Source organism: Vibrio sp. ECSMB14106, from assembly GCF_000972265.1.
Classification (GTDB): Bacteria; Pseudomonadota; Gammaproteobacteria; order Enterobacterales; family Vibrionaceae; genus Vibrio; species Vibrio kanaloae.
Genome location: NZ_LAUM01000019.1, coordinates 19,003 through 31,986, shown reverse-complemented (window position 1 = coordinate 31,986; position 12,984 = coordinate 19,003). Strand labels below are relative to the sequence as shown.

Below are 12,984 nucleotides of genomic sequence, written 5' to 3'. Positions count from 1 at the left end.
TAAATTAAATTCTTGATGCAGCTGCGTACTGCTTCAACAAGTCAGGCACATCTAAAATCAATGCAATGTGTCCGTCACTTGTAATTGTTGCGCCCGCCATTCCTGGCGTGCCCTGCAGTAGTTTATCAAGTGGCTTAATAACAACTTCTTCTTGACCGATAAGCGTATCGACAACAAAACCAACACGTTGACTACCAAGCTGCACAATCACAACATGGCCATGGCCATTACGCTGTTCAACAATTCCCGCTTTAGGTGTAAGCCAATTTTGTAAATAGAACAACGGAATAGACTTATCGCGAACGATAATAGTCAGTTGACCATCAACCACATTTGTACGGCTTAAATCTAAGTGGAAGATCTCGTTTACAGAAGCTAATGGCAATGCAAATGGGTGACTTGCTACACCGACCATCAAGGTTGGTAGAATCGCTAGCGTCAATGGAACCTTGATCGTGATCTTGGTGCCTTTGCCCATTTCTGAGTCGATGTCAATTGAGCCATTCAGTGTGTTGATCGCTGTTTTAACAACGTCCATACCCACGCCACGGCCAGATATATCCGAGATCTGCTCTTTGCTTGAGAAGCCAGGTGCAAAAATCAAATTGAAGCACTCTTTATTAGATAAACGAGATGCTGCATCTTCATCCATCAGGCCACGTTTAACCGCGATAGCACGAAGCTTATCAGGGTCCATACCGCCACCGTCATCAACGATAGCCAGCTCAATGTGATCACCTTCTTGAGAGGCAGACAGAATCACTTTACCCGTTCTAGATTTGCCTTCAGCAACACGGTCGTCCGGCATTTCAATACCATGGTCGACAGAGTTTCTCACCAAGTGAATCAGGGGATCAGCAAGTGCTTCTACTAAGTTTTTATCAAGGTCGGTTTCTTCGCCACGCATTTCAAGAACGATGTCTTTCTTCAAGCTACGAGCAAGGTCCCGGACAACTCGTGGGAAGCGACCAAATACTTTTTTGATCGGCTGCATACGAGTCTTCATTACCGCACCTTGTAGGTCTGCGGTAACAACATCTAAGTTAGAGACAGCTTTCGACATTTCTTCGTCGTTGCTGTTTAGCCCTAAACTGACAAGTCGGTTACGAACCAATACTAACTCACCCACCATATTCATAATGGTATCAAGTGTTGATGTATCGACACGAACTGTTGCTTCAGCTTGTTGCTTCTTCGCTGGCGCTTTAACTTCGGCTTTTACCGGTGTACTCGGTTTAGGCTCTTCTTTAACAACAACTGACGCTTCAGACTGCGGTTTAGGTGCAGCTTGTGGCTCAACTTGCTCTGGCTTCACTGCTGCCGGCTTAGTTGCCGCATCCAGCTCTTCAATAGTTGGTCCATTACCTGAACCGTGTAACTGATCCAGTAACTTCTCGAACTCTTCGTCGGTCATCAGATCATCGCCTTCAGACATCGCCGACGCTGGTGCTGTATGAGGTGTTGGCGGTGGCGCTGTTGAATTTGTTGCTGTTGGGCTCTTACCCGCGCCGTGCAGTTCATCTAACAACTTTTCAAATTCGTCATCAGTAATATCACCACTGTCAGCAACAGACTGAGGTGCAGCGGGTGCTGGCGGCGGTGTTGGTGCAGAAGGCGCTGTTGGTGAACCACCTTTACCGTGAAGTTCATCAAGCAAACGCTCGAATTCATCTTCAGAGATATCATCCACAGAAGAAGCACTAATGCTTGAACTTTCTGTGACAGGATCTACTGACACAGGTTCAGCAGGTGTTTCAACAACTGATTCAGCAATAACGGGGGCAGGGGCCTCTATTGGTGCAACTTCATCGGCAGACTCTGGTTTACAAAGGCGGTGAAGCTCATCCAATAAAGCTTGATCAGCTCGCACTAAAGGCTCCTGATCTTGCACGGCTCGAAACTGTACATTTATTGTATCTAGAGCTTGCAACATCGTATCCATCAAACCAGAGGTTACGCTGCGTTGGCCGTTTCTTAGAATGTCGAATACATTCTCAGCACCATGACAAGTATCCACCAGCTCAGTCAATGCTAGGAAACCAGCACCACCTTTTACTGTATGGAAACCACGGAAAATAGCATTTAATAGGTCTTTGTCTTCAGGATTATTCTCAAGCTCTACCAGTTGTTCTGATAGGAGTTCAAGGATCTCTCCTGCTTCGACTAAAAAGTCCTGAAGAATATCTTCGTCTAAATCGTAGCTCATACGTTACCTTTAAAATCCAAGACTGGATAACAAATCGTCGACTTCATCTTGAGATGCAACGGCGTCTTTTCGCTCTTCTGGGTTCATAATTGGACCTTCAGGCGCAATAGATACTTTCTTCTCTGACTCAGGAGTTGGCTCTATTTGATTAGCTCCGAATACGGTGAGAATCTCTACCAAACGTCCTTCAACCTCATTTACCAAGGTAATAACTTTGCTAATAATCTGCCCAGTTAAATCTTGGAAATCCTGAGCCATCAAGATTTCAGTCAGTTGTCCACGTAGTTCAGTACTGTCGCCTTCTACTTGGACAAGTAATCCATCAATGCGGTGACATAAAGCTTTAAATTGTGCTAGCTCAATGCGGCCATGCATCAGTTCATTCCATTGAGGCCTTACTTGAAGTAAACACTCGTGTAGGTTGTCTGCGATTGGCATACAGCGATCAACAGCGTCCATCGTCTTGTTTGCCGCAACTTCCGTTTTATCAATGACATACTGAAGGCGATCCCTTGCGTCAGGGATTTCGTCATTCGCGATAACGCTGATGCGTTCATCGAAATTGAATTGAGTCAAAGAGTCATGGAGGTCGCGTGTCAGACTTCCTATTTCTTGAAGCATTGGATTGTCTTGAAGACTAAAGTTATCTTCATAAATGCTTCTCACAAGAGAATCAGCATTTTGCTGCTCATCGTTCTCAAGCAGCTCTACTAATTTTTTTGCTTGTTCTAATGAAATCATCCTGAATTCGGCCTTACTCCGCATACTTTGTGCGCTTAGGCTATCGAGATAAACAGATAACTTATCAGCCAGTGTTTACCTAGAAGTGCCTAAATTTATTGATGCTTATAAGCGATCAAAAATCTTATCAAGTTTCTCTTTCAGCGTTGCAGCAGTGAAAGGCTTCACAATGTAACCATTAACACCCGCTTGCGCTGCTTCGATGATCTGCTCACGCTTCGCTTCAGCCGTGATCATAAGCACAGGAAGGTGCTTAAGTTCTGCGTCTGCGCGAATGTGTTTAAGCAGGTCAATCCCTTGCATGCCTGGCATGTTCCAGTCAGTTACCACGAAATCAAATTCGCCTTTTTTCAGCATAGGTAACGCGGTCAAGCCATCATCTGCTTCTTGAGTGTTGTTGAAACCTAAGTCGCGAAGTAGGTTTTTAACAATTCGGCGCATCGTTGAAAAATCATCAACAATGAGAATTTTCATGTTTTTGTTCAAATTAGCCTCCACTGAATAGGATCAGTGTTGTTAGTCGTTCTGTGTCCAAGCACTTAACTTAGTGCGTAAACGCTGCATAGATTGGCTCAGTATTTGGCTGACACGAGATTCGCTGACACCTAACACTTCCCCAATCTCTTTTAAATTGAGTTCTTCGTCGTAATAAAGCGAAAGCACAAGGCCTTCCCTTTCCGGAAGTTGTTTAATCGAATCGATCAAAGCTTGGCGGAATGACTCATCAGCAACCCCTTGAAAAGGCGTATTATCTTGAGAGTCTTCATTCGGAGATATTACATCATCTGAGACGCCTAAATCTTCGATTCCAACCAGTCTTGAGCAATTAATGTCAGTTAAAGCACTGTGATACTGCTCTAAACTGAGCCCCATGTGTTTTGCCACTTCGGCATCACTCGGGTCGCGGTTGAGGATACCCTCTAATTCCGCGATTGCACTGCTGATTTCTCGATTGTTTTTATGAACCGATCTCGGTACCCAATCCCCGCGGCGAATATCATCCAACATCGCCCCACGAATTCGAATACCTGCATACGTCTCAAAACTTGCGCCTTTGGTACCATCATAATTTTGTTGTGCTTCAATCAAACCAATCATGCCAGCTTGAATCAAGTCATCAACCAATACATTAGGCGGTAATCGCCCCAACAAATGATGAGCGATACGTTTTACCAACACAGAGTACTTCTCAAAAAAAGCCTGCTGGCTATTATGATTAGCATGTTGGTCGTAAGTAAGCGCTTTATTCACCAAATGGTTCCTCTATAAATTCAGTACGGTTCAGTAGCCTTTCAACAAAAAACTCCAAGTGTCCGCTTGGTGTTTTTGGTATTGGCCAGGTCAATGCTTTACTTGCCAATGAGCTGATAGCCAATGCCGCAGGAGAGCGAGGAAACGCATCAACTACGATTTTCTGTCTCTTAACTGATTGACGTACTTTATCATCTAAAGGAATACATGCTACGAGTTCGAGGCTCACATTCAAGAAGCGCTCTGTGACCAAAGTCAACTTTGCAAATAATTCTCGGCCTTCACGGTAGCTTCTGACCATATTTGCAACAACTTTGAATCGCTGAACTTGATGTTCTCTACTCAACAATTTGATTAAGGCATATGCATCAGTAATCGAGGTAGGTTCATCACAAACGACGACAACAACATCCTGCGCCGCTCTTGAGAAGCTGATCACCATGTCTGATATACCCGCAGCGGTGTCGACTAATAAGATATCCATCTCATCTTCAAGCGAACCAAAGGCGCGAATCAAACCTGCGTGCTGAGCATGTGAAAGTTCAGTCATGCTTTGTGTACCTGAAGTCGCTGGAATTATTTTAATTCCGTGCGGCCCTTCGACAATCGCATCTTTTAACTCACACTCACCAGCCAACACATGGCCAAGGTTTCGTTTAGAACGAATACCTAACATAATATCAACGTTAGCGAGTCCTAGGTCGGCGTCCAGCACCATGACTTTTTTGCCTTGGCGTGCCATGCAAATAGCCATACCTAACGTCACATTAGATTTACCGACCCCACCCTTACCACCCGTTACAGCGATAACTTTGGTAAGTGAAGGCTTAGTTAAGCGACGGAGGCCGCTAGCTTGATCATGTATCATATTTTCATTCATATTTATCCGCCGCCTAGAGCCCTTCAGAATCGCTATTCCAGTAATGAGGTTCATTCTCTGTAGATTTCTCTAATAGCTCATTGGCCTTAGCCATCATGTACTTTGGCTGAGCTATGACGATATCTTCAGGAACTCGTTGACCATTTGCTATGTAAGCAACTGGTAATGCATTTTGTATCACTACACTGATGAATTCACCTAGACTGAGGGACTCATCAAGCTTAGTCATGATGCATCCCGACAATGGGATTCTTCTAAAGTGTTCAATTGTTTCTTGTAGCACTTTACGTTGCGCGGTTGCGGGCAACACAAGGTAACTATTGATAACGGAACCACTCTCTTGCATCAATGTGTCTAACTGCTCAGATAGGCGGACATCTCGCTGCCCCATACCTGCAGTATCGACCAGAATTAGGCGACGATTACGTAACTGATATATTACATCGGCCAATTCGCTAGAATCTTTAGCAACTCTTACCGGGCAACCCATAATTCGACCATAAATAGATAACTGCTCGTGCGCACCTATACGATACGTGTCAGTTGTCACTAATGCGACGTTGTCGGCGCCATACTCCATGGCTGCGCGTGCCGCTAGCTTAGCAACGGTGGTGGTTTTGCCTACTCCTGTTGGGCCCAATAAGGCCACAATACCGCCACGTTTTAGAATATCTTTTTGTGTGACCGAGATTTGGTCTGCAACCAACGCAAGCAATGCCTTCCACGCTCGAGCCGGCTTGGTGTCTTCTGGGATATAGCACGCCATTTGATCAGCCAGTTCTGCTGAAACACCCATTCTTTCAAGGCGCTTGATCAACATGGCTCTTAAAGGCTCTCGGCGTTCAACCTCTTGCCACATCAGGCCAGATACTTGATGCTCAAGTAAACGACGAATTGAAGTCATCTCGTCACGCATCGTTTCCATTTCAGTATCAGAGCCTTTGGATGGAGCACTTTCACGGCCACGATCATAACGCGTAGGGTCGAGACGAGGAGCTGGGCGATCGACTCTGCGATCTTCAGCAATCAGTTTGGATAAACCCGTTTCACGAGCAAATGCTGAATCTACATTATTGCGCGGCGGCTGGTTACTATTAGAGCCTTGATGGCGATTAGAATCTTGATGACTATTAGCGTGATGGCTACTGCCTGATTGACGATTCAGCAACGCAGACAATGAATCTTCATTTTCTGCTCGGTGTTGTGGCTCATCATCGGCCCCATGACTGTATTGCTTAAGCATATTCGCAAAGCGCTTAGTCATTGAACGTCCACCTTCAGCATTCGATTGCAGGTTCACCTTATCTTCATCTAATTGACGAGAACCAGTTGACGCCGCGGTCGCTGCCATTTGCGTATACTGACTTTGCGCCGGTTGCTGAGGTTTATTGATTCTTGGGCTCGCTGTCGACTGGCTTGATTCACCATCGATAGCGGCAACAATTTCCACACCACCTGCGACCTTTTTGTTAGACATGATCACCGCTTCTGAGCCAAGTTCTTCTTTAACTTGGAGCAGAGCTGTTCGCATATCTTTTGCAAAAAATCGTTTAATTTTCAATTCGATCGTCCGTTCTAATTAGGCGGCTTAATTACCAACAGCTTGTACTATACGTATCTGCTTTTCGTCCGGTATCTCTTGGTAAGATAACACTCTCAAGCTTGGGATCGTGTTTTTCACGAACTTAGCGAGAGTCGAACGAAGCACCCCAGAGGTCAATAACACCGCAGGCTCCCCTTTCAACTCTTGCTCTTGTGTGGCATGGCTAAGGGAAGTCTGTAAGCGCTCCGCTAAACCAGGCTCAATACCTGCAGATTCTCCGCCAGATGCTTGCATGGTTTGATGCAAGATTTGTTCCAACTCTGGTATTAAGGTTATAACTGGCAATTCTGTCTCTATACCATTGATTTCTTGGACAATTAGTCTTTTCAGAGAGATACGGGCAGCAGCTGTAAGTATGTCAGGTTCTTGACTCTTACCGGAGTACTCCGACAAAGTTTGGACTATCGTTCGAATATCACGAATTGGAATGGCTTCATTTAGTAGGTTTTGAAGCACTTTCACAACCACACCAAGCGGCAGTTGATCCGGTACAAAACCTTCGACCAGCTTAGGCGTTGAACGACCAAGCATTTCCAATAGATTCTGAACTTCTTCATGGCCAATTAACTGCGAAGCATTATTGGTCAACAGTTGACTAAGATGTGTCGCCAGTACAGTTGAGGAGTCGACAACCGTGTAGCCCAAAGCTTGCGCGTGCTCGCGCTGCTCTTCACGAATCCACACGGCCTCGAGACCAAATGCAGGGTCAATGGTCGGCTCACCTTCGATCATTCCATAGACTTGGCCAGGGTTAATCGCCAATTCCATATCAGGTTTAATCTCGGCCTCGCCAACCGCGACTCCCATCAGAGTGATTCGGTAGCTGTTTGGCGTCAGTTCTAGATTATCGCGAATATGTACAGCGGGGATCAAAAAACCGAAGTCTTGGGACAGCTTCTTACGCACTCCTTTTACCCGTTCAAGCAGTTCACCACCTTGATCTCGATCAACTAACGGAATCAGGCGGTAACCCACTTCTAAGCCGATAATATCGACGGGTTGAACATCGTCCCATGAGAGCTCTTTTTGCGATGAAGGTGTGTCACCATTAGCATCGACGGTGGCTGGCAGGTTTGTATCTTCAGCCTTTGCCTTGTTCTTTTTATCGATAAAGTAGGCACCAGCACCCGCCACAGCAGCCAAGCTTAAGAAAGAAAAGTGCGGCATACCAGGAACAATACCCATCACCCCAAGGATACCGGCGGTGATCATCAAAGCCTTTGGGTTATCCAACATTTGGAAGACGAGCTGCTGCCCCATATCTTCATCGGTATTTTGACGCGTTACCATCATCGCTGCGGCGATAGACAGCAATAGAGACGGAATTTGTGCAACCAAACCATCACCGATGGTCAATAGCGTATAGATTTCGATAGCTTCACCAAAACCAAGGTCGAATTGAGCCATACCAATGCTCAAGCCACCTATGATGTTGATGAATAAGATTAGGATACCGGCGATAGCATCGCCTTTAACAAACTTAGACGCACCGTCCATCGAACCGTAGAAGTCGGCCTCTTTGGTCACTTCAAAACGTCGGGTTCGAGCCTGATCTTGGTCGATCAAACCCGCATTCAAGTCGGCATCAATTGCCATTTGTTTGCCAGGCAAAGCATCCAGCGTGAAACGTGCACTTACTTCCGAGATACGGCCCGCACCTTTGGTGACAACCATAAAGTTGATGATCATCAGAATCAAAAACACCACTAAACCAACCGCATAATTACCGCCTATAACGACGTTACCAAAGGCTTCAATAACGTTACCAGCGGAGTCACCACCTTCGTGACCATGGAGCAATACCACACGTGTCGAAGCAACGTTCAAGGCTAATCGAAGTAGAGTCGCAATCAGCAGGACGGTCGGGAATGCAGCAAAATCTAAAGGCCTGCGGGTATAAACCGATACCAATAGCACAACCATAGACAGTGCAATGTTGAAGGTGAAGAACATATCCAACAAGAAAGCCGGAATGGGCAACACCACCATAGCAAGCGTTGCAAGTACCATAACAGGTGCACCAATCGCAGGCATAGCACGGTTAGGGATTTTAGGTAGCTTGTCCGCAAAAGGCAGGGAGAATTTCATAAATCTAGACAGTTTCGCTATGTTGTAGCTCTCTGAACAAGTGGATTAGGTCTTAGTCAGGGCTGTTTGCTATGGGCTTATAATGTTCAGGCTACTATAGCAAACACTGTACCAACATCTCACGTCAAATTATCGCCATCACCTCTATAAAAGGAAGATTAGCTAGCTCGCTATTATCAGGGTTCATCACGCAGAGCTCAAGCAATTGATCTAATGACGTAAATCAGGTGGGATCGGCATATTAGAATCTTGCAGTTTTGGTCGCTCACCACCTCGTTTTCGATACTGTTTCAGTTGGAAAACATATGCAAGCACTTGTGCAACTGCCGTAAACAGACCGTCAGGAATTTGTTGTTCTAGCTCAGTGGTGTGATAAAGCGCCCTCGCCAATGGCGGCGCTGGAACGATATAGATGTCGTTTGCACGCGCAATCTCTCGGATCTTCATCGCCATGTGGTCGACACCTTTAGCAACCACAATTGGTGCTTTGTCTTGATTCTGCTTGTAGCGCAGAGCCACCGAAAAGTGCTCTGGGTTGGTGACAATCACATCTGCTTGAGGCACATCTGCCATCATTCGACGCTGAGCCGCTTCTCTTTGCAACATGCGAATTCGTCCCTTAACTTCCGGTTTACCCTCGGTGTCTTTGAACTCGTCTTTCACTTCTTGCTTAGTCATCTTCAACTGATCGGCGTGTTGCCAAATCTGAAATGGGATATCAATGGCGACCACGATCAGCAAGGAGCAACTGATTAGGAGAATAAAGTTAAGCAAGATATCCAAAGCGTGGAAGATATTCTGCGGGTACACGTCCATGCTCAACTGCATCAAGTCATGCTGAGAGGCTTGGATAAGATAGATGGCCATGCCCGACACAAGTGCCACCTTCAGAATAGACTTCAGCAGCTCAACCCAACTTTGTAGGCCAAACATACGCTTGATACCACTCAGTGGGTTTAACTTAGACGCTTTTGGCATCGCCGCTTGCATTGAGAAATTAATACCACCGACCCCCGCCGCACCAATGACTGCCGCTACGAACAAAGTTATCAGAATCAAGAATAACGGAAACAACAAGTTCACCAGTGCACCACCGGCGATTTCAAGGAGTTTATTGGTGTCAAATATCTCGTCGCGACTCAATGAGAACAAGCGTTGCATAGCCTCGAATAAAGCCTTCGCCATCGATTCGCCAAACCACATTAAGGCAATCGCACCAACTATCAGTACCGACGCCGATGCCAGTTCTTTTGACCTTGCAACCTGCCCTTTCTCTTTGGCCTGTTGCAAGCGTTTGGGCGTGGCGTCTTCTGTGCGTTCTTGACCGTCTGACTCTGCCATTTCAGTCTCCTAGCAATCTAACCGGATTAGACGACATATCTGTTGCTCACTTTGCAACCAGAATAGCTCATAATGGCTATACAAGCTGCCAAGGATATACCAACAAAGTAACAGACCTACGAGTAGCGCAAATGCAAAACCCAAAGAAAATATGTTTAGCTGAGGTGCCGCACGTGTCATCACACCAAATGAAAGGTTAATCGTCAGCAGCGCAATAATACCCGATAACGACATCGCTAATGCCGTTTTAAACATGATGCCCAACCACAATGCGAGCTCTCTAAAGTCCACAGCAGTCAAAGAGCCACTACCAATCGGCAAGGTTTTAAAACTGAACACGACCAACTGTAACATCTTCAAATGCCCATCCGTCGCCAAAAAAAACATGGTCGCTAACAGCATGAAAAGTTGACCAAGTACTGGCGTATTTTGACCGTTCGCTGGATCCACCATAGAAGCGAAACCCAAGCTTGATTGCATACCCAGAATTTGGCCGAGCATAACGAAGGTTTGGATCATGAATTGGGTAACAAACCCCATTGAAACGCCAATCACAATTTGCTCAAAGACCGTCAAGAACCCTTGAAACGACAGCAGTTCGATCTCTTTGGGGACCGCTGGAATCGCAGGCATCACAGCCAAAGTAATCGCCAAGCCTAAATACAGACGAATACGCGGCGACACAAAGCGTGCACCGGTTACCGTCATCACCATCAGCATGGCTGAGATGCGAGTGTATGGCCAAAAATAATTGGCTAACCACTCTAGTACAAGGCTCGTTGGGTATTCCATTTGGTCTAGTACAATACTTGAGGCAAGCGTTCGATGAGTTCAAAAAAGAACTCCATCATCATCTGAGTCATCCAGTGAGCAAACATCATCAATGCTAGTAAGGTCACGATTAAACGTGGTAGAAAACTCAAGGTTTGTTCGTTGATAGACGTCGCAGCTTGGAAAATGGCTACGACTAAACCGATTAACAGGCTAGGAATAATAATGGCACACACCATGATCAGAACCATCCAAAGTGCGTCTCGGAACAACTCTACGAATATTTCAGGATTCATTATTCCCCCCAGCTACAAGGCAAAACTGCCGGCGAGTGTGGAGAGTATCAAATTCCAACCATCAACCAAGACAAACAGCATCAACTTAAACGGCAACGATACAATCATCGGAGATAACATCATCATACCCATCGCCATCAACACCGAAGCCACCACCAAGTCGATGATCAAAAACGGTAAAAACAACATAAAACCGATCTGGAAAGCCGTTTTTAGCTCTGATGTGATAAATGCTGGAATCAGAACCGCCATAGAAACATCTTCAGGATTGGTTACTTCCGCTCCAGAGATCTCAACAAAAGTCTCGAGATCTTTAATTCGAGTCTGTTTCAGCATGAATGATTTAATTGGGCCTTGGGCAACATCAAACGCCTGTCGCGCCGATATCTGTTCATTCAAATAGGGCTGAACCGCTTGTTCGTTAACCTGATTGATCACTGGTGACATGATGAAGAAGGTCAAAAATATCGCGATACCAATGATCACTTGGTTTGAAGGCGTTTGCTGTAGACCCATCGCCTGACGCAAGATGGACATCACCACCACAATACGAGTGAACGAAGTCATCAAAATCACCATTGCCGGCAAGAAGCCAAGCATGGTCATTAACGCTAGGATTTGCAGGTTAATAGAGTAATCTTCACCGCCATTGGCGTTGGTTGTCATGGTGAAGGCTGGAATCCCTCCTACATTCCCCGTCAAACTACCTGTAGTCATGGTTTGCGATTTGGCTTGATCTTGTTCCATCGTGCTGATGGTGACCGACTCTGAGCCAGCGGTATTCGCAGGAATCACAGTGTCGTCTTCAGCTTGTGCAAATACCGACACACTGAACACGAGCGAGCAGAGTAAAATGAGCTGAACCAAGCACACTTTCACCAATCGGAAAGATCCGGTTTGGCAAAAGTAAGAAGATTCCAAAAATCCGTTACTTGTTTGCATCTTTTTTTATTAGCTGGGAAAGCTGACTTGAAAATGTACTTTTTTCCAGCATCTCCTGAGTAAGAGGTTTATCGAGCTTAGAGATCAGCTGAATTGACTGCGTGGTAATGCCCACTAAGAACTGCTCATCACCGGCTTGAACAATAGCAATACGCTCTTTGGTGCCGACAGGTATTTGCCTAACAATCGCCAAACCTTGTTGATTCGACATCGCCGGAACTTGCATTCGCTTCAGTAGCCAAGCAATAAATAAAATGAAGGCTATAACGAAAATTAGCGACCCAAAGGTGGTCGCTAAATCGAGAGAGGGAGGTGCCGCGGCAAAGGCTATGGAAGGAATAGAGAATAGCCCTACTCCTATCAGCCCACGAACGACACCTGTCAACCCGCGAGGTAAACCTGTCACCCTTTGAGGAAGAAGGCCCATCAACGCAGCTTCTTAATTCGTTCTGTTTGGCTAATAACGTCAGTCAAACGAATACCAAATTTATCGTTCACCACAACCACTTCACCGTGAGCAATCAAGGTTCCGTTAACCATCACATCTAGAGACTCGCCAGCAATTCTCTCTAGCTCCACCACTGACCCCTGATTCAATTGAAGTAAGTTACGGATGCTGATCTTAGAGCGTCCAACTTCCATTGAAATGGTGACAGGGATATCCATGATGGTATCCAGTTTACGGCGCTCATCTTCAGAAATCGGAGACGATGAATCGGTTAGCTCGTCGAGTGGTGCCGCTAGAACATCATCAACATCAATTGACGGTGCAGAAGGGTCTTCACCAAGTGCTGCAGCCCATTCATCTGCTAACTTTTGATCTTCACTAGGTTCCATTACCAATTCCTATACTTTTATCTATTTT

General features: G+C 45.8%; 13 protein-coding genes. All 13 read right to left on the bottom strand.

Annotated elements, in window-relative coordinates:
* Positions 1–4: 4 nt before the first annotated feature.
* Positions 5–2,206 (bottom strand): chemotaxis protein CheA, encoded by a 2,202-nt coding sequence (locus WR49_RS13495; protein ID WP_046224366.1) that lies wholly within the window; start codon positions 2,204–2,206, stop codon positions 5–7.
* A 9-nt stretch (positions 2,207–2,215) separates the two neighbouring features.
* Entirely contained in the window at positions 2,216–2,947 is a 732-nt protein-coding gene (locus WR49_RS13490) for a protein phosphatase CheZ (protein WP_046224365.1), read from the bottom strand.
* A 105-nt stretch (positions 2,948–3,052) separates the two neighbouring features.
* Positions 3,053–3,421, bottom strand: a complete 369-nt coding sequence (cheY, locus tag WR49_RS13485; RefSeq protein ID WP_016767062.1) for a chemotaxis response regulator CheY — start codon at positions 3,419–3,421, stop codon at positions 3,053–3,055.
* Positions 3,422–3,463: 42 nt separating this feature from the next.
* Positions 3,464–4,198 carry an RNA polymerase sigma factor FliA gene (locus tag WR49_RS13480; protein WP_017060667.1) on the bottom strand — a complete coding sequence of 245 codons (735 nt, stop codon included), beginning with the start codon at positions 4,196–4,198 and terminating at the stop codon, positions 3,464–3,466.
* On the bottom strand, positions 4,191–5,078 hold the full coding sequence (locus tag WR49_RS13475) for a MinD/ParA family protein (protein ID WP_017056888.1): 888 nt from the start codon (positions 5,076–5,078) through the stop codon (positions 4,191–4,193). Before WR49_RS13475 ends, WR49_RS13480 begins: the two co-directional genes overlap by 8 nt.
* A 13-nt stretch (positions 5,079–5,091) precedes the next feature.
* Positions 5,092–6,639 (bottom strand): flagellar biosynthesis protein FlhF, encoded by a 1,548-nt coding sequence (gene flhF / locus WR49_RS13470; protein WP_046224364.1) that lies wholly within the window; start codon positions 6,637–6,639, stop codon positions 5,092–5,094.
* 27 nt (positions 6,640–6,666) lie between these two features.
* Entirely contained in the window at positions 6,667–8,769 is a 2,103-nt protein-coding gene (flhA, locus tag WR49_RS13465; RefSeq protein WP_046224363.1) for a flagellar biosynthesis protein FlhA, read from the bottom strand.
* A gap of 210 nt (positions 8,770–8,979) precedes the next feature.
* On the bottom strand, positions 8,980–10,110 hold the full coding sequence (flhB, locus tag WR49_RS13460) for a flagellar biosynthesis protein FlhB (RefSeq protein ID WP_017060671.1): 1,131 nt from the start codon (positions 10,108–10,110) through the stop codon (positions 8,980–8,982).
* A gap of 9 nt (positions 10,111–10,119) precedes the next feature.
* Positions 10,120–10,902 (bottom strand): flagellar biosynthetic protein FliR, encoded by a 783-nt coding sequence (fliR, locus tag WR49_RS13455; protein ID WP_017056884.1) that lies wholly within the window; start codon positions 10,900–10,902, stop codon positions 10,120–10,122.
* Positions 10,903–10,907: 5 nt separating this feature from the next.
* Positions 10,908–11,177 (bottom strand): flagellar biosynthesis protein FliQ, encoded by a 270-nt coding sequence (gene fliQ / locus WR49_RS13450; RefSeq protein ID WP_017056883.1) that lies wholly within the window; start codon positions 11,175–11,177, stop codon positions 10,908–10,910.
* 12 nt (positions 11,178–11,189) lie between these two features.
* Positions 11,190–12,119 (bottom strand): flagellar type III secretion system pore protein FliP, encoded by a 930-nt coding sequence (fliP, locus tag WR49_RS13445; RefSeq protein ID WP_197078535.1) that lies wholly within the window; start codon positions 12,117–12,119, stop codon positions 11,190–11,192.
* Positions 12,106–12,546, bottom strand: coding sequence for a flagellar biosynthetic protein FliO (gene fliO, locus WR49_RS13440; protein WP_017056881.1), 441 nt, complete (start codon positions 12,544–12,546; stop codon positions 12,106–12,108). The genes fliP and fliO overlap by 14 nt, the downstream gene beginning before the upstream one ends.
* Positions 12,546–12,956, bottom strand: coding sequence for a flagellar motor switch protein FliN (gene fliN / locus WR49_RS13435; protein ID WP_017056880.1), 411 nt, complete (start codon positions 12,954–12,956; stop codon positions 12,546–12,548). Before fliN ends, fliO begins: the two co-directional genes overlap by 1 nt.
* Between the last annotated feature and the right edge of the window lie 28 nt (positions 12,957–12,984).

Excerpts from the sequence above, each read along its gene's own strand:
- WR49_RS13475 (WP_017056888.1), bottom strand. The coding sequence starts at position 5,078 with ATGAATGAAAATATGATACATGATCAAGCTAGCGGCCTCCGTCGCTTA.
- cheY (WP_016767062.1), bottom strand. The coding sequence starts at position 3,421 with ATGAAAATTCTCATTGTTGATGATTTTTCAACGATGCGCCGAATTGTT.
- fliN (WP_017056880.1), bottom strand. The coding sequence starts at position 12,956 with ATGGAACCTAGTGAAGATCAAAAGTTAGCAGATGAATGGGCTGCAGCA.
- fliR (WP_017056884.1), bottom strand. The coding sequence starts at position 10,902 with ATGGAATACCCAACGAGCCTTGTACTAGAGTGGTTAGCCAATTATTTT.
- fliP (WP_197078535.1), bottom strand. The coding sequence starts at position 12,119 with ATGCAAACAAGTAACGGATTTTTGGAATCTTCTTACTTTTGCCAAACC.
- fliO (WP_017056881.1), bottom strand. The coding sequence starts at position 12,546 with ATGGGCCTTCTTCCTCAAAGGGTGACAGGTTTACCTCGCGGGTTGACA.
- fliQ (WP_017056883.1), bottom strand. The coding sequence starts at position 11,177 with ATGAATCCTGAAATATTCGTAGAGTTGTTCCGAGACGCACTTTGGATG.
- WR49_RS13495 (WP_046224366.1), bottom strand. The coding sequence starts at position 2,206 with ATGAGCTACGATTTAGACGAAGATATTCTTCAGGACTTTTTAGTCGAA.
- WR49_RS13490 (WP_046224365.1), bottom strand. The coding sequence starts at position 2,947 with ATGATTTCATTAGAACAAGCAAAAAAATTAGTAGAGCTGCTTGAGAAC.
- flhB (WP_017060671.1), bottom strand. The coding sequence starts at position 10,110 with ATGGCAGAGTCAGACGGTCAAGAACGCACAGAAGACGCCACGCCCAAA.
- flhA (WP_046224363.1), bottom strand. The coding sequence starts at position 8,769 with ATGAAATTCTCCCTGCCTTTTGCGGACAAGCTACCTAAAATCCCTAAC.